Raw genomic sequence first — 14,868 nt, 5'->3', positions numbered from 1 at the left:
CAAGGGGATGGGCGAGCTCCACCTCGAGATCCTCGTCGACCGCATGAAGCGCGAGTTCAAGGTGGAGGCCAACGTCGGCGCACCGCAGGTCGCGTATCGCGAGTATCTCGCGAAGCCGGTGGAGCTCACCTACACCCACAAGAAGCAGTCGGGCGGCTCCGGCCAGTTCGCCGAGATTCGCATCGGCGTGACGCCTGGCGAGCGTGGATCAGGCTTTGTCTTCAACGACCAGATCAAGGGCGGCAACGTCCCCAAGGAGTATATCCCCTCGGTCGAGAAGGGCATGCGGGAAACCGCCGAGACGGGTTCGCTGATCGGCTTTCCGATCATCGACTTCTCGGTGGAACTGACCGACGGCAAGTACCACGACGTGGACTCCTCGGCGCTGGCCTTTGAGATTTGCGCCCGCGGTGCGATGCGCGAAGCGGCGCAGAAGGCCGGGATCAAGCTCTTGGAGCCGATCATGCGGGTCGAGGTCGTGACTCCGGAGGATTACCTCGGCGACGTGATCGGCGACCTGAACAGCCGCCGCGGCCAGATCCAGGGCACCGACACGCGCGGCAATGCCCAGGCGGTAGAGGCTATGGTCCCGCTGGCGAACATGTTCGGCTATGTGAACCAGCTGCGTTCGTTCACCCAAGGACGCGCGCAGTACACCATGCAGTTCTCGCACTATGACGAGGTTCCGCAGAACGTCGCGGACGAGGTCAAGGCGAAGCTGGCGTAATCGGTTTTTTGACGCTAAGGGCGCGCTCGCATCGGGCGGGCCGCCCACATCCAAACACCTAGAAGAGGCGTACAATGGCGAAGGCGAAATTCGAGCGGAACAAGCCGCACTGCAACATCGGCACCATCGGTCACGTCGACCATGGCAAGACGTCGCTGACCGCGGCGATCACCAAGGTGCTGGCGAAGACTGGCGGCGGCGTCGCCGTTGACTTCGCGAACATCGACAAGGCGCCCGAGGAGCGTGAGCGCGGCATCACTATTTCGACCGCGCACGTCGAGTATGAGACTGCCGCCCGCCACTATGCGCACGTCGACTGCCCGGGCCACGCCGATTATGTGAAGAACATGATCACCGGCGCCGCTCAGATGGACGGCGCGATCCTGGTGGTTTCCGCGGCGGACGGCCCCATGCCGCAGACCAAGGAGCACATTCTGCTGGCGGCCCAGGTGGGTGTGCCAACCATGGTCGTGTTTTTGAACAAAGTTGATCAGGTCGACGATCCCGAACTGCTCGAGCTGGTCGAGCTGGAGATCCGCGAGGAGCTCGGCAAGCGCGGGTTCGACGGCGACAACATCCCGATCGTTGCCGGTTCGGCGCTGGCCGTTCTGGAAGACCGTGACGAGAACATCGGCGAGCAGGCGATCCTGAAGCTGATGGAAGCGGTCGACGAGTGGATCCCGCAGCCGGAGCGTCCGCTGGACAAGCCGTTCCTGATGCCGATCGAGGACGTGTTCTCGATCTCGGGCCGCGGAACTGTCGTTACCGGCCGCGTTGAAACGGGCATCATCAAGGTCGGCGAGGAAGTCGAGATCGTCGGTATCAAGGATACCAAGAAGACGGTGGTCACCGGTGTTGAGATGTTCCGCAAGCTGCTCGATCAGGGCCAGGCCGGCGACAACATCGGCGCGCTGATCCGCGGCGTCGGCCGTGAGGAAGTCGAGCGTGGCCAGGTGCTCTGCAAGCCGGGATCGATTACCCCGCACACCGACTTCTCGGCCGAGGTGTACGTCCTGTCGAAGGACGAGGGCGGCCGTCACACGCCGTTCTTCGCCAACTACCGTCCGCAGTTCTATTTCCGCACGACCGACGTGACGGGCGAGGTGCAGCTGCCGGAGGGCACCGAGATGGTGATGCCGGGCGACAACGTGTCGCTGGGTGTCAAGCTGATCGCTCCGATCGCCATGGACCAGGGCCTGCGCTTCGCGATCCGCGAAGGCGGCCGGACGGTCGGCGCGGGGGTTGTCGGCACCATCACGAAGTAATATAGGGCGGGCCGCGGATCGCTTCGGGGATTCGCGGCTCGCTTCAGTTTCGTCCAAGCGCGGCGTGATCGGCCGAACGGCCGCCGTCGCGCTTGGCATTTAGTGGAGGGCTCCTGCCCCTTGAGGGTGTGGGGTCAGGCTCTTTCGCATCGGTAGTTGGACATGGAAACGCAGAACATCCGGATTCGCCTGAAAGCCTTCGATCACCGCGTGCTCGATCAGGCCACTGGCGACATCGCCGACACGGCTCGCCGTACCGGCGCCCTGATCCGCGGTCCCATTCCGCTGCCGACGCGGATCGAGAAGTTCACGGTGAACCGCTCGCCGCACGTTGACAAGAAGTCGCGCGAGCAGTTCGAGGTCCGCACCTACAAGCGGCTGCTGGACATCGTTCAGCCCACGCCGCAGACGGTCGACGCGCTGATGAAGCTCGACTTGGCCGCGGGTGTAGACGTGGAGATCAAACTGGCCTAAGGGCCTGCGCACAGCGGTTGAACGGCTCCCGAGCGGTCCTGCTGAGCAACGAACAAGGGATACCGCGGGCGCTCTTCGGAGCACCCGGTCTGCGTCCCCCGCTTCCTGCTTACGGGCAGGAATAGCCCAGCGGGGGCTCGCATCATTCATGGGCTGCACGCCCGTCGTCAGAAAGATGGCGGGCCTCTGTAAGGAGTATGGATCATGCGCAGTGGCGTGATCGCGAAGAAAGTGGGAATGACCCGCCTGTTCCAGCCGGACGGCCGCCACGTGCCGGTGACGGTGCTGCAGCTGGACGGCGTGCAGGTCGTCAGCCGCCGCGAGGCTGACCGGGACGGGTACACCGCCGTTCAGCTTGGTGCTGGCACGGCCAAGGCCAAGAACATCGCCAAGCCGCAGCGCGGCGCCTTTGGCAAGGCCGAGGTCGAGCCCAAGGCCAAGCTGGTCGAGTTCCGGGTCGCCGAGGACGCGCTCCTCGACGTCGGCGCGGAGATCTCGGCGGACCACTTTGTCGCCGGCCAGCTGGTCGACATTGCGGGCGTGACGCAGGGCAAGGGCTTCGCCGGAGCCATGAAGCGCTGGGGCTTCGGCGGTCTGCGCGCGACCCACGGCGTTTCCGTATCCCACCGCTCGCACGGTTCGACCGGGCAGCGCCAGGATCCGGGCAAGGTCTTCAAGAACAAGAAGATGGCCGGCCATATGGGCGCCCGCAACCGCACCCAGCAGAACCTCGAGATTGTCCGCACCGATGCCGACCGCGGGCTCCTGTTCGTCAAGGGTTCGGTGCCCGGGCACAAGGGCAGCTGGCTGACCGTTCAGGACGCGGTCAAGGTCGCGCGCAACGACACTGCGCCGTATCCGGCGGGCATCCGCCAGGCGGCGGCGCAGAACAATGGGACTTCCGGTGAGCCTCAGGTTGCGGACAACGCGCCGGCCACCGAGAGCACGGAAGGTTAAGCGATGAAGGTCTCCGTTCAGACCCTCGACGCGCAAGCGGGTGGCGACTTAGAGCTCAACGATGCCGTGTTCGGCGTCGAGCCCCGCGCCGACATCCTGCACCGCGTCGTCACTTGGCAGCTGGTGAACCGCCGCGCCTCGGCGCGCGCCACCCGCGAGCGCTCGGACGTCAACCGTACCGGCAAGAAGTTTGGCCGGCAGAAGGGTGGCGGCACCGCTCGTCACGGCGATCGCCGCGCCCCAATTTTCATCGGCGGCGGCAAGGCCCACGGCGCCCGCGCCCGCGAGTTCAGCGCGTCGCTGAACAAGAAGGTGCGCGCGCTCGGCTTGAAGATGGCGCTGTCGTCGAAGGTCCAATCGGGCAACCTCGTGATCCTCGACAATCTCGATGTGGCCGAGGGCAAGACCAAGGTGCTGCGAGAGAAGCTGGGTCAGCTCGGCTTCGGCAAGACGGCGCTGGTGATCGACGGCGACGCGCTGAACGTCTCCTTCGCACGCGCCTCGTCGAACCTCGGCAGCATCAACCTGCTGCCGGCGGTCGGCGCCAATGTGTACGACATCATGCGCCACGAGACGCTGGTTCTGACCCGCGCCGCGGTCGAAAAGCTGGAGGCCCGGTTCAATGGCTAAGCAGCCGCAAGGGGCGGTGGACAACCGCCACTACGACGTCGTCCTAGCGCCGCACATCACAGAGAAGTCGACCATGCTGTCCGACCACAATGCGGTGGTGTTTAAGGTCGCTTCTGGCGCGTCTAAGCCCGAGATTAAGGCGGCTGTCGAAGCGCTGTTCGGCGTGACGGTCACCGGCGTCAACACGATCGTTCAAAAAGGCAAGTCCAAGCGCTGGAAGGGCAAGCCCTATCAGCGGTCGGACGCCAAGAAGGCGATCGTGACGCTGGCCGAGGGCCAGTCGATCGACATCACGAGCGGGATCTAGTTCGATGGCACTCAAGCAATACAAGCCTACGAGTCCGGCCCGCCGCGGCCTGATCCTCGTCGACAAGTCGGCGCTCTGGAAGGGCAAGCCGGTCAAGACGCTGACCGAAGGCAAGCGCAAGACGGGCGGCCGCAACAACAAGGGTCATGTGACCAGCCGCGGCATCGCGGGCGGCCACAAGCAGAAGTACCGGATCGTCGACTTCAAGCGGCGCACCTGGGACGTGCCGGCGACGGTCGAGCGGCTCGAGTATGACCCGAACCGGTCGGCCTTCATCGCGCTCGTGACCTACGAGGGTGGGGAGCAGGCGTACATCCTGGCGCCGCAGCGGCTCGCTCCGGGCGACCAGGTGATCGCCGGGCGTAAGGTCGACGTGAAGCCTGGCAACGCGATGGAAGTGGGCCAGATGCCGGTCGGCACGATCGTGCACAACGTCGAGCTGAAGCCCGGCAAGGGCGGCCAGATCGCTCGCGCCGCTGGCACCTACGTCCAGGTCGTAGGCCGCGACCGCGGCATGGTCATCGTTCGCCTGAACTCGGGCGAGCAGCGCTATGTCCGTTCGGATTGCATGGCGACTGTCGGCGCGGTGTCCAACCCGGACAATGGCAACCAGACGCTGGCCAAGGCGGGCCGCACCCGCTGGCTCGGCCGCCGCCCGCTGACCCGCGGTGTCGCCAAGAACCCGGTCGACCACCCGCACGGCGGCGGCGAAGGCCGGACCTCAGGCGGCCGCCATCCGGTTACGCCGTGGGGCAAGCCGACCAAGGGTGCTCGCACCCGTCACAACAAGGCGACCGACAAGTTCATCATCCGGTCGCGCCACGCGAAGAAGAAGGGCTAAGCGACCATGGCTCGCTCCATCTGGAAAGGTCCGTTCGTCGAGCTGTCGCTCCTGAAGAAGGCGCAGGCTGCCAAGGACGCCGGAGCTCGTGCGCCAATCAAGACTTGGTCGCGCCGCTCGACCATCTTGCCCGATTTCGTGGGCCTGACTTTCAACGTCTACAATGGCCGCAAGTTCGTACCGGTCAGCGTGAACGAGGACATGGTCGGCATGAAGCTTGGTGAGTTCGCGCCGACGCGCTTCTTCCCGGGTCACGCCGCCGACAAGAAGGGCAAGCGCTGATGGGCAAGGTAGCTGCACCCCGCCGTGTGGGCGACAAAGAGGCGCTCGCGGTCGGCAACACCATCCGTGGTTCGGCGCGCAAGCTGAACCTGGTGGCTCAGCTCATCCGCGGCCGCAAGGTCGAGCAGGCGCTGAACATCCTCAAGTTCTCCCCCAAGGGAATGGCGGATGACGTCTACAAGGTGCTCGCGTCGGCTGTCGCGAACGCCGAGAACAACCACAACCTCGACGTGGACGCGCTGGTTGTCGCCGAGGCGAGCGTCGGCAAGTCGATTTCGATGAAGCGCTTCGCCACTCGTGCGCGGGGCCGATCGAGCCGCATCGTCAAGCCGTTCAGCCGCATCCGCGTCGTCGTGCGCGAGCAGGAAGAAGCCTAATGGGTCAAAAGTCGAACCCCGTCGGTCTGCGGCTGCAGATCAACCGGACCTGGGACAGCCGGTGGTATGCGGAAGGCCAGGACTACGGCCGGCTGCTGCTGGAGGACCTCAAGATCCGCCAGTATATCGTCAAGACGCTGCCTCAGGCCGCCATCTCCAAGGTGGTCATCGAGCGTCCGGCGAAGCTGTGCCGCATCTCCGTCTATGCCGCACGCCCGGGCGTGATCATCGGCAAGAAGGGCGCGGACATCGAGAAGCTGAAGCGTACCCTGTCCAAGATGACGGGTTCGGAAGTCAGCCTCAACATCGTCGAGATCCGCAAGCCGGAGGTCGACGCCCGTCTGGTCGCGCAGGGCGTCGCCGATCAGCTCGAGCGCCGCATCGCCTTTCGCCGCGCCATGAAGCGCGCCGTGCAGTCGGCGCTGCGCCTCGGCGCGGAGGGCATCCGGATCACCTGCTCGGGCCGGCTCGGCGGGGCGGAGATCGCCCGGACCGAATGGTATCGCGAGGGCCGGGTGCCGCTGCACACGCTGCGCGGCAACGTCGACTATGCCGAGGCCCAGGCCCACACCGCCTATGGCGTGTGCGGGGTCAAGTGCTGGGTGTTCAAGGGTGAGATCTTGGGTCACGACCCGCTCGCCCAAGACCGGCTGATGATGGAAGCGCAGACTTCGGGCGTTCGCCCGGCGCGCGAAGACCGGCGCTAAGGAACACAGGACATGCTGCAACCCAAGCGCACTAAATTCCGCAAGGCCTTCAAGGGCCGTATCCATGGCGACGCTAAGGGCGGAACGGAACTTAACTTCGGCGCCTTCGGCCTCAAGGCGATGGAGCCGGAGCGGATCACCGCGCGTCAGATCGAGGCTGCGCGCCGTGCGATCACCCGCCACATCAAGCGGCAGGGCCGTCTCTGGATCCGCATCTTTCCGGACGTGCCCGTGTCGAGCAAGCCGGCCGAGGTCCGCATGGGATCGGGCAAGGGCAGCCCTGAGTTCTGGGTAGCGCGGGTGAAGCCCGGTCGCATCCTGTTCGAACTGGACGGTGTTCCCGGCCCGATCGCCAAGACCGCGTTCGAGCGTGCGGCGGAGAAGCTCCCCATCAAGGTCAAGGTGGTGGCGCGCCTTGGCGAAACCCTGGTTGAGGCTGAATGATCATGGCCAAGCGAGAAGACCTGTCGGTGCAGACCGACGATCAGCTGGCGACCAAGCTGTCCGAGCTGAAGCGCGAGCAATTCAACCTGCGTTTCCAGGCGGCAACCAACCAGCTGGAGAAGCCGTCGCGGGTGCGTGAGGTGCGCCGCACCATCGCCCGCATTAAGACGCTGCAGAACCAGCGCACCGCCAAGACCGGCGCCGACGCGTCGGTTCAGGCGTAAGGAGTTAACGAGATGCCCAAGCGCGTCCTCACCGGCACCGTGGTGTCCGACAAGGGTGACAAGACCGTGGTGGTCCGCGTCGAGCGGCGGGTCAAACACCCGCTGTACGGCAAGATCATCAAGCTGTCGAAGAAGTATCATGCTCATGATGAGGCGAACGCCTATTCGGTGGGCGAGCAGGTGCGCATCGAGGAGTGCGCGCCGGTGTCGAAACTCAAGAGCTGGGCCGTGGTCGAGCGGGTGAATGCGGCCAAGGCTGCTGATCTCGCCGAAGCGGCGAACGCTTGAACCGCGAGGGATAGGGTAGACCCATGATCCAGATGCAGTCCAACCTGGACGTCGCGGACAACAGCGGGGCCAAGCGCGTCCAGTGCATCAAGGTGCTGGGCGGGTCCAAGCGCCGCGTTGCCGGCGTCGGCGACATCATCGTTGTGTCCGTCAAGGAAGCCGCGCCGCGCGGCCGCGTGAAGAAGGGCGACGTTCACCGTGCGGTGATCGTGCGCACCGCCAAGGACATCCGCCGTCCCGACGGTTCGGTGATCCGCTTCGACGGTAACGCCGCGGTGCTGGTCAACAAGAACGAGGAGCCGATCGGCACCCGCATCTTCGGGCCGGTGGTGCGTGAGCTGCGCGCCAAGAAGCACATGAAGATCATCAGCCTTGCGCCGGAGGTGCTGTGATGGCCACCGCCCAGAACACGGCCTCCAGGCCGAAGATGCGTATCAAGAAGGGCGACCGGGTGGTCGTCCTGTCCGGCAAGGACAAGGGCAAGACCGGTGAGGTCACCCAGTCCATGCCGAAGGAGCAAAAGGTCGTGGTGAGCGGCGTCAACGTCGCCGTACGTCACCGCAAAGCGGACCAGGCCAACCCCCAGGGTGGGCTGGAGCGCAGGGAAGCGCCGCTGCACGTGTCAAAGGTCGCGATCGCCGATCCGTCGACCGGCAAGCCGACCCGCGTCCGCTTCGAGGAGCGCGACGGCAAGAAGGTCCGCGTTGCGGCCAAGTCCGGGGAGCTGATCAATGGCTGATGCCCAGAATGACCAGACGGCGTACACTCCGCGTCTCCGCAAGGATTATGACGAGCGCATCGCCCAGGCGATGACCGAGAAGTTCGGCTACAAGAACAAGCTTGAGGTGCCGAGGCTCGAGAAGATCGTCGTCAACATGGGCGTTGGCGAGGCGACCCAGGACAAGAAGAAGGTCGAGGCCGCCGCCGCCGAGATGCAGGCGATCGCCGGGCAGAAGCCGGTGATCACCAAGGCCAAGAAGTCGATCGCCCAATTCAAGCTGCGCGAAGGCATGCCGATCGGCTGCAAGGTAACCTTGCGGCGCGAGCGCATGTACGAGTTCCTGGACCGGCTGGTGACGGTGGCCCTGCCGCGGGTCCGCGACTTCCGCGGGCTCAACCCCAAGTCGTTCGATGGTCGCGGCAATTATGCCATGGGTCTCAAGGAGCAGATCGTGTTCCCGGAGATCAATTACGACCAGATCGACAAGGTCCGGGGCATGGACATCATCGTTACCACCACGGCGAAGACCGACGAGGAAGCGCGCGAGCTGCTGCGCCTCTTCAACTTCCCGTTCCCGGCGCCTGCCGCCGAAACCGAGACCCGGCAGGCCGCGTAAGCGGTTCCGCCCCAAGGAGAAGAACTTAAGTCATGGCGAAACTGAGTTCGATCAACAAGAACGAGCGTCGCAGGAAGCTGGCCCTGAAGACCCAGCCCAAGATCGAGAAGCTCAAGGCGCAGGCCAACGACAAGTCGCTCGATGAGACCGAGCGGCTGATCGCGCGGCTGAAGATGGCGGAGCTGCCGCGCAACGGCAACAAGACCCGCATCCGCAACCGGTGCGAGCTGACAGGCCGTCCGCGCGCCTATTATCGCAAGTTCCGCCTGTCGCGGATCATGCTTCGGGAACTGGGCAACAAGGGCCTGATCCCGGGCCTCACCAAGTCGAGCTGGTAAGGGTACGCTCATGCCGATGACTGATCCCCTGGGTGATATGCTCACCCGCATCCGCAACGGCCAGCAGGCGCGCAAGGACTCGATCCTGACGCCCGCGTCCAAGCTGCGTGCCCACGTCCTCGACGTGCTGCAGCGCGAGGGCTATATCCGCGGCTATTCCGAAGAGCAGGTCGCGGGCCAGAACGGCCTGCGGATCGAGCTGAAATATTTCGAAGGCCAGCCGGCGATCCAGCATGTTGCGCGCGTCTCGAAGCCCGGCCGTCGGGTTTATTCGGGCGCAAGCGAGCTGCCGCGGATCCGCAACGGCCTGGGCATGACCATCGTCTCGACGCCACGCGGCGTTCTGTCCGACGCGGAAGCGCGCGACCAGAACGTCGGCGGCGAGGTGCTGGCGGAGGTGTTCTAAGATGTCCCGTATTGGCAAACGACCCGTTCCGGTCCCCGCTGGTGTTACCGCCAACCTGGAGGGCTCGACCCTGTCGGTGAAGGGACCCAAGGGCACCCTGTCCATGTCGATGCTCGACGAGCTTGTTCGGACCGCGGTGGAGGACGGCCAGATCACCGTGCAGCCGGTGAACGACAGCCAGCGGTCGCGGGCGGCCTGGGGCATGCAGCGGACCAACGTGCTGAACCTCGTCACCGGCGTCACCGAAGGCTTCACCAAGGTGCTGGAGATCACCGGCGTCGGCTATCGCGCCGCGGCCCAGGGCAAGAACCTGCGCCTGCAGCTCGGCTACAGCCACGACGTGAACTACCCCGTGCCGGAAGGCATCGACGTCAAGACGCCCGACCCCAACACGGTCGAGATCAGCGGCATTGACAAGCAGAAGGTGGGGCAGGTCGCGGCCGAGATTCGCCGCTGGCGCAAGCCGGAGCCCTACAAGGGCAAGGGCATCAAATATCGCGGCGAGTTCATCTTCCGCAAAGAAGGCAAGAAGAAGTAGGCCATGGCGAAGCTCTCCCTTTTCGATCGCCGCCGCCGGCGGGTTCGCACCGCGCTTCGGGCGCGCGCTTCCGGCAAGCCGCGGCTCAGCGTTCACCGCTCGGGCAAGCACATCTATGCCCAAGTCATTGACGATGCGGCGGGCAAGACTCTTGCGGCTGCCTCGACCCTCGACAAGGACCTGCGCGGCAGTGGCGGTGCCAACACCGACGCGGCGACCAAGGTCGGTCAGACGCTGGCCGAGCGCGCCAAGGCCGCGGGCGTGGACCGCGTCGTGTTCGACCGTGGCGGTTTTCTTTTCCATGGCCGGGTCAAGGCCCTGGCCGATGCCGCCCGTGAGGGCGGGCTGGAGTTCTAAGTGATGGCAGACGAAGTCGAAACCCAGACCCAGGGCGGCAATCCGGACGCGGGCGCTGCTGCGGTCGCCGCGGACGCCGGGGCTCCCGCTCCCGAGGGCCGTGGTCCGCGTGGCGGACGCGGTGGCGGTGGCGGTCGCGGCCGGGACAACCGCGGTGGCGGCAACCGGGGGCGCCGCGACGATCGTCGGGGCGGTCAGAACCGCGACGACGATGGCGAGGAGCTGATCGAGAAGCTCGTCCACATTAACCGCGTGTCCAAGACGGTGAAGGGCGGCAAGCGCTTCGGTTTCGCGGCGCTGGTGGTGGTCGGCGACGGCAAGGGTCGCGCAGGCTTCGGCCACGGCAAGGCGCGCGAAGTGCCGGAAGCGATCAGCAAGGCGACCGCGGCCGCCAAGAAGGCGATGATCCGCGTTCCGCTGCGCGACGGCCGCACCCTGCACCACGACGGCCTCGGTCACTTCGGTGCCGGCCGCGTGACCGTGCGGACGGCTCCGGCGGGGACCGGCATCATCGCGGGCGGCCCGATGCGCGCCATCTTCGAGAGCCTGGGCGTCGCCGACGTGGTCACCAAGTCGGTCGGGACCTCCAACCCGTACAACATGATCCGGGCGACCTTCGAGGCGCTCAAGGAGCAGACCAGCCCCCGTTCGGTGGCGCAGCGTCGCGGCAAGAAGGTCGCGGACCTGCTCGGCCGTGGCGGCATGGGCGGCGCGGAGGCTGAAGCTGCCGCCGAAGCGATCGCGGAGTAAGCGTCATGGCGACCATCAAGATCACCCAGACCGGATCGCCGATCCGCCGTCACAAGACCCAGCGCGCGACCCTGGTCGGGCTGGGGCTCAACAAGCTGCACCGCACGGTCGAAGTGGAGGAAACCCCCGAGGTCCTCGGCCAAGTCCGCAAAGTGCAGCACTTGGTGTCAGTCGAGCGCTAGTCGTTTGACCGTCATCCCGGCGAAAGCCGGGATCCCGTTTGCCAAGCGCGACGCAAACGTGGGCTCCAGCGGAACGAGACCCCGGCCTGCGCTGGGGCTGCGGAGTGAAGGCCAGAAGTCCTTTACTCCTTGAAGCGAGTGCAAAGACATGAAACTCAACGAGATCAAGGACAATCCCGGTGCCCGCAAGAGCCGCGTTCGCGTCGGCCGCGGGATCGGCTCGGGGCTGGGCAAGACCGCCGGGCGCGGGCAGAAGGGCCAGAAGGCGCGCTCGGGCGTGTCGATCTTCGGCTTCGAGGGCGGCCAGATGCCGCTCCACATGCGGCTGCCGAAGCGCGGCTTCAACAACATCTTCGCCCGCGATCACGCCGAGGTGAACCTGGGCGCGATCCAGAAGGTGATCGACGCGGGCAAGCTGTCGGCCGAGGGTACCATCGACCATGACGCGCTCAAGGCGGCCGGTCTGGCCCGCGGCGGCAAGGACGGAGTGCGCCTGCTCGGCAAGGGCGAGCTGACGGCCAAGGTCAGCTTCCGCGTCGCCGGTGCCTCCAAGGGCGCGCGCGAGGCGGTGGAGCGGGCCGGCGGCTCGATCGAGATCATCGAGCGCAAGGATCCGGCCGAACTCGCCGCTGCCAAGAAGGGCAAGGCGCGTGGGGCCCGGCTGGCCGACAAGGCCGCCAAGCAGGGCAAGTAAGCGCCGCGGCGCCGCCTTCGCTTTCAAAGCGGATGCGGCCGATTATATGGGGCGGCGGGGGCAACATGCCTTTCGCCGCCTTTGTTTCTTTAAGGACGTTCCATGGCATCCGCAGCCGAACAGATGGCCGCCAACATCAGCCTTGCCAATTTCGGCAAGGCGACGGAGCTCAAGAAGCGCATCTGGTTCACCTTGGGTGCGCTGATCGTCTTCCGGCTGCTCAGCCATGTGCCGATGCCTGGCATCGACCCGCGGGCTATGGCGGCGCTGTTCGACACGCAGCGCGGCGGCGTGCTCGACTTCTTCAATACCTTCTCGGGCGGCAGCCTGGAGCGGATGAGCATCATCGCATTGGGCGTAATGCCCTACATCACCGCGTCCATCGTGGTGCAGCTCGGCGCGACCATGTATGGGCCGTGGCAGGCGCTCAAGAAAGAGGGTGAGGCGGGGCGCAAGAAGCTCAACCAGTACACCCGCTATCTCACTGTGCTGCTGACCGCGGTGCAGGGCTATTTCATTGCGGTCGGCCTGGAGGGGCTCGGCGCGACCCAGGGCATCAGCGCGGTCGTCGAGCCCGGGCTTCCGTTCCGCGTTGCGGCAACGGTCAGCCTGGTCGGCGGCACCCTGTTCCTGATGTGGATCGGCGAGCAGATCACCAGCCGCGGGATCGGCAACGGCGTGTCGCTGATCATCATGGCGGGCATCGTCGCCAGCCTGCCGCAAGGGCTGGCGCAGCTGTTCGAGGGTAGCCGCAGCGGCACCATGAACCCGCTACTGATCGTCTTCATCATCGCGCTGGTGGTCGGCCTGATCCTGTTCATCTGCTTCATGGAGCGGGCACAGCGGCGAGTGCTGATCCAGTATCCTAAGCGCCAGACCGCGCGCGGAATGATGCAGCAAGAGCGCAGCCACCTGCCGATCAAGATCAACACCGCGGGCGTGATCCCGCCGATCTTCGCCTCGTCCCTGCTGCTGATGCCGTTGACGGTGATCCAGATGGCTGGCGCGCAGCCGCAATCCGAAGGGGGCAGCGACTGGCTGATCACGCTCAGCACCTATCTGCAGCACGGATCGCCCGTGTTCATGACGCTCTACGGCCTGGGCATCATCTTCTTCTGCTTCTTCTATACGGCCGTGCAGTTCAATTCGGAGGAGACCGCCGAGAACCTGAAGCGGCACGGGGGCTTCATTCCCGGGGTCCGGCCAGGCAAGGCGACCGAGACCTACTTCGACTATCTGCTGAACCGGATCACCGTGCTGGGCGCGGCCTATCTCACGCTGATCTGCCTGGCGCCGGAGATCCTGTTCAGCCAGGCGGGCATCCCCTTCTACCTGGGCGGAACCAGCCTGCTCATCGTCGTCAACGTGACCATGGACACGGTCAGCCAGATTCAGAGCCACCTGATCGCGCACCAATATGGCGACCTCATCAAGAAGGCGAAGCTGAAGGGCGCGCGGCGGCGTTAAGCGTCGTGGCTTTGGGTTGAACAGGAAATCGCGTGGACATCATCCTTCTAGGGCCGCCGGGCGCGGGCAAGGGCACCCAGGCGCAGCGCCTGGAGCGAACCCGCGGCATGGTCCAGATGTCCACCGGCGACATGCTGCGCCAGGCTGTCAAGGTGGGCACCCCGGTGGGCCTCAAGGCCAAGGCGGTGATGGAAGCGGGCGAGCTGGTCAGCGACTCGATCGTCTCGGCGTTGATCGGCGAGCGGCTGGACCAGGCCGATGGCACCGGCGCGATCTTCGACGGCTTCCCGCGCACCGGTCACCAGGCACAAGCGTTGGAAATCCTGCTGGGCGAGCGTGGTCGCAAGCTCGATCGGGTGATCGAGCTGGAGGTCGACGAGGAGGCGCTGGTCGAGCGGATCACCGGGCGGTTCGCCTGTGCGAACTGCGGTGCCAGCTACCATGACCGCTTTAAGCTGCCGCAGCAGGAAGGGACCTGCGACGTATGCGGCGCGCACGAGTTCAAGCGGCGGCCCGACGACAACGAGCAGACGGTGCGCACCCGCATGGCCGAGTATCGCGCCAAGACCGCGCCTATCCTGCCCTATTATGAGGAGCGGGGGCTGGTCCGACGGGTGGACGGCATGGCCAGCGTGGAGGAAGTCGCGGCGACGATCGACGGGATCCTCGATGACCCGGGCAGCCTGAGCCGCTGAGGTTGGCCGACGTCAGCCCCGATCCGTTCGCTGCAGGGTAACGAAGGCGAACGGCGGCCGACCGGACTCCGCGTCATGGGACTCGCGTGCCTCCTCGATCCATTCGCCCGATGCGCGGGGGTCCGGCATTAACGTGTCGCCGGGCACGTCGGCTTCGATCTCGGTTAGCTCGATCCGGTCGGCAAGCGGCAGGAACAGGTCGAGGATCTCGGCGCCGCCGATTACGCTCACGGCGCTGTTCCCCGCGGCAGCAAGCGCCTGCTCAGGCGTGTGCACGACTTCCGCCCCCGGCGCGGTCCAGGTAGGATCGCGGGTCAGCACCAGGTGACGCCGTCCGGGTAGCAGCCCTGGAAGACTGTCGAACGTCCTGCGGCCCATGATCATGACCGTGCCCATGGTCAGCGCCTTGAAGCGCTTGAGGTCGGCCGGCAGGTGCCAGGGGAGCGTGCCATTGCGCCCGATCACCCCGTTGCGGGCGCGCGCCACGACCAGGGTCACGAGCGCTCGCCGCTGGGATGGTTGCTCGGTCATGCCGTCCCTGTCGCGGGTCGCGCGGATGCGGACAAGACCCTATGTGACGG

Annotated in this window: 25 protein-coding genes and 1 pseudogene; 25 read left to right on the top strand and 1 reads right to left on the bottom strand. The window is 65.8% G+C overall.

Translation table 11 applies throughout. The features are described from left to right. The 25 genes and pseudogenes from fusA to QZX62_RS08340 form a co-directional block, all read left to right on the top strand. Positions 1–727 (top strand): annotated as a pseudogene (gene fusA / locus QZX62_RS08460) (elongation factor G); the annotation flags it as partial. A gap of 74 nt (positions 728–801) precedes the next feature. Next, entirely contained in the window at positions 802–1,992 is a 1,191-nt protein-coding gene (gene tuf / locus QZX62_RS08455) for an elongation factor Tu (RefSeq protein ID WP_294173629.1), read from the top strand. Between the two features lie 162 nt (positions 1,993–2,154). After that, positions 2,155–2,466 (top strand): 30S ribosomal protein S10, encoded by a 312-nt coding sequence (gene rpsJ, locus QZX62_RS08450; RefSeq protein WP_028969184.1) that lies wholly within the window; start codon positions 2,155–2,157, stop codon positions 2,464–2,466. Between the two features lie 204 nt (positions 2,467–2,670). Next, complete coding sequence (rplC, locus tag QZX62_RS08445) at positions 2,671–3,423, top strand: 50S ribosomal protein L3 (RefSeq protein WP_294173627.1); 753 nt, start codon at positions 2,671–2,673, stop codon at positions 3,421–3,423. A 3-nt stretch (positions 3,424–3,426) separates the two neighbouring features. Beyond that, positions 3,427–4,053 carry a 50S ribosomal protein L4 gene (gene rplD / locus QZX62_RS08440; RefSeq protein ID WP_294173626.1) on the top strand — a complete coding sequence of 209 codons (627 nt, stop codon included), beginning with the start codon at positions 3,427–3,429 and terminating at the stop codon, positions 4,051–4,053. Then, positions 4,046–4,360: a 50S ribosomal protein L23 gene (locus QZX62_RS08435; protein ID WP_294173625.1), complete on the top strand. Its 315-nt coding sequence runs from the start codon at positions 4,046–4,048 to the stop codon at positions 4,358–4,360. Before rplD ends, QZX62_RS08435 begins: the two co-directional genes overlap by 8 nt. Before the next feature lie 4 nt (positions 4,361–4,364). Further along, complete coding sequence (gene rplB / locus QZX62_RS08430; protein WP_294173624.1) at positions 4,365–5,201, top strand: 50S ribosomal protein L2; 837 nt, start codon at positions 4,365–4,367, stop codon at positions 5,199–5,201. A 6-nt stretch (positions 5,202–5,207) separates the two neighbouring features. Then, positions 5,208–5,483, top strand: coding sequence for a 30S ribosomal protein S19 (gene rpsS, locus QZX62_RS08425; RefSeq protein WP_294167269.1), 276 nt, complete (start codon positions 5,208–5,210; stop codon positions 5,481–5,483). Beyond that, complete coding sequence (gene rplV, locus QZX62_RS08420; protein WP_294173623.1) at positions 5,483–5,860, top strand: 50S ribosomal protein L22; 378 nt, start codon at positions 5,483–5,485, stop codon at positions 5,858–5,860. Before rpsS ends, rplV begins: the two co-directional genes overlap by 1 nt. Next, the gene (gene rpsC, locus QZX62_RS08415; protein WP_294173622.1) at positions 5,860–6,567 is read left to right on the top strand and encodes a 30S ribosomal protein S3; all 708 of its coding nucleotides are present in this window, start codon (positions 5,860–5,862) and stop codon (positions 6,565–6,567) included. Before rplV ends, rpsC begins: the two co-directional genes overlap by 1 nt. A 12-nt stretch (positions 6,568–6,579) precedes the next feature. After that, positions 6,580–7,011 (top strand): 50S ribosomal protein L16, encoded by a 432-nt coding sequence (gene rplP, locus QZX62_RS08410; protein ID WP_294173621.1) that lies wholly within the window; start codon positions 6,580–6,582, stop codon positions 7,009–7,011. 2 nt (positions 7,012–7,013) lie between these two features. Beyond that, positions 7,014–7,235 (top strand): 50S ribosomal protein L29, encoded by a 222-nt coding sequence (gene rpmC, locus QZX62_RS08405; RefSeq protein ID WP_294173620.1) that lies wholly within the window; start codon positions 7,014–7,016, stop codon positions 7,233–7,235. A 12-nt stretch (positions 7,236–7,247) separates the two neighbouring features. Continuing rightward, positions 7,248–7,523 carry a 30S ribosomal protein S17 gene (rpsQ, locus tag QZX62_RS08400; RefSeq protein ID WP_294173618.1) on the top strand — a complete coding sequence of 92 codons (276 nt, stop codon included), beginning with the start codon at positions 7,248–7,250 and terminating at the stop codon, positions 7,521–7,523. Between the two features lie 23 nt (positions 7,524–7,546). Beyond that, on the top strand, positions 7,547–7,915 hold the full coding sequence (gene rplN / locus QZX62_RS08395) for a 50S ribosomal protein L14 (RefSeq protein WP_294173617.1): 369 nt from the start codon (positions 7,547–7,549) through the stop codon (positions 7,913–7,915). Between the two features lie 35 nt (positions 7,916–7,950). Beyond that, positions 7,951–8,262, top strand: a complete 312-nt coding sequence (gene rplX / locus QZX62_RS08390; protein WP_294173633.1) for a 50S ribosomal protein L24 — start codon at positions 7,951–7,953, stop codon at positions 8,260–8,262. After that, a complete protein-coding gene (rplE, locus tag QZX62_RS08385; protein ID WP_294173616.1) occupies positions 8,255–8,860 on the top strand; it encodes a 50S ribosomal protein L5 in 606 nt (201 codons plus the stop codon). Before rplX ends, rplE begins: the two co-directional genes overlap by 8 nt. A gap of 32 nt (positions 8,861–8,892) precedes the next feature. Then, positions 8,893–9,198 carry a 30S ribosomal protein S14 gene (rpsN, locus tag QZX62_RS08380; protein WP_294173615.1) on the top strand — a complete coding sequence of 102 codons (306 nt, stop codon included), beginning with the start codon at positions 8,893–8,895 and terminating at the stop codon, positions 9,196–9,198. Positions 9,199–9,208: 10 nt separating this feature from the next. Continuing rightward, on the top strand, positions 9,209–9,604 hold the full coding sequence (gene rpsH, locus QZX62_RS08375) for a 30S ribosomal protein S8 (protein WP_294173614.1): 396 nt from the start codon (positions 9,209–9,211) through the stop codon (positions 9,602–9,604). Between the two features lies 1 nt (position 9,605). Then, on the top strand, positions 9,606–10,142 hold the full coding sequence (rplF, locus tag QZX62_RS08370) for a 50S ribosomal protein L6 (protein WP_294173613.1): 537 nt from the start codon (positions 9,606–9,608) through the stop codon (positions 10,140–10,142). Between the two features lie 3 nt (positions 10,143–10,145). Further along, positions 10,146–10,499, top strand: coding sequence for a 50S ribosomal protein L18 (rplR, locus tag QZX62_RS08365; protein WP_294173612.1), 354 nt, complete (start codon positions 10,146–10,148; stop codon positions 10,497–10,499). A gap of 3 nt (positions 10,500–10,502) precedes the next feature. Further along, the gene (rpsE, locus tag QZX62_RS08360; RefSeq protein ID WP_294173611.1) at positions 10,503–11,249 is read left to right on the top strand and encodes a 30S ribosomal protein S5; all 747 of its coding nucleotides are present in this window, start codon (positions 10,503–10,505) and stop codon (positions 11,247–11,249) included. 5 nt (positions 11,250–11,254) lie between these two features. Then, positions 11,255–11,431 carry a 50S ribosomal protein L30 gene (gene rpmD, locus QZX62_RS08355; protein ID WP_294173610.1) on the top strand — a complete coding sequence of 59 codons (177 nt, stop codon included), beginning with the start codon at positions 11,255–11,257 and terminating at the stop codon, positions 11,429–11,431. A 148-nt stretch (positions 11,432–11,579) separates the two neighbouring features. Further along, a complete protein-coding gene (rplO, locus tag QZX62_RS08350; RefSeq protein WP_294173609.1) occupies positions 11,580–12,125 on the top strand; it encodes a 50S ribosomal protein L15 in 546 nt (181 codons plus the stop codon). A gap of 102 nt (positions 12,126–12,227) precedes the next feature. Beyond that, positions 12,228–13,592 carry a preprotein translocase subunit SecY gene (gene secY, locus QZX62_RS08345; RefSeq protein WP_294173607.1) on the top strand — a complete coding sequence of 455 codons (1,365 nt, stop codon included), beginning with the start codon at positions 12,228–12,230 and terminating at the stop codon, positions 13,590–13,592. A 32-nt stretch (positions 13,593–13,624) separates the two neighbouring features. Further along, positions 13,625–14,287: an adenylate kinase gene (locus QZX62_RS08340; RefSeq protein ID WP_294173606.1), complete on the top strand. Its 663-nt coding sequence runs from the start codon at positions 13,625–13,627 to the stop codon at positions 14,285–14,287. Positions 14,288–14,299: 12 nt separating this feature from the next. On the opposite strand, the gene QZX62_RS08335 is transcribed toward QZX62_RS08340, so the two are convergent. Next, positions 14,300–14,818 carry a dihydrofolate reductase gene (locus QZX62_RS08335; RefSeq protein WP_294173604.1) on the bottom strand — a complete coding sequence of 173 codons (519 nt, stop codon included), beginning with the start codon at positions 14,816–14,818 and terminating at the stop codon, positions 14,300–14,302. Positions 14,819–14,868 lie beyond the last annotated feature (50 nt).

The sequence above is a fragment of the uncultured Sphingomonas sp. genome (assembly GCF_902806265.1).
Taxonomy (GTDB): domain Bacteria; phylum Pseudomonadota; class Alphaproteobacteria; order Sphingomonadales; family Sphingomonadaceae; genus Sphingomicrobium.
Note: the sequence above shows the minus strand (reverse complement) of the source record. Positions and strands in the feature narration are given on the sequence as shown.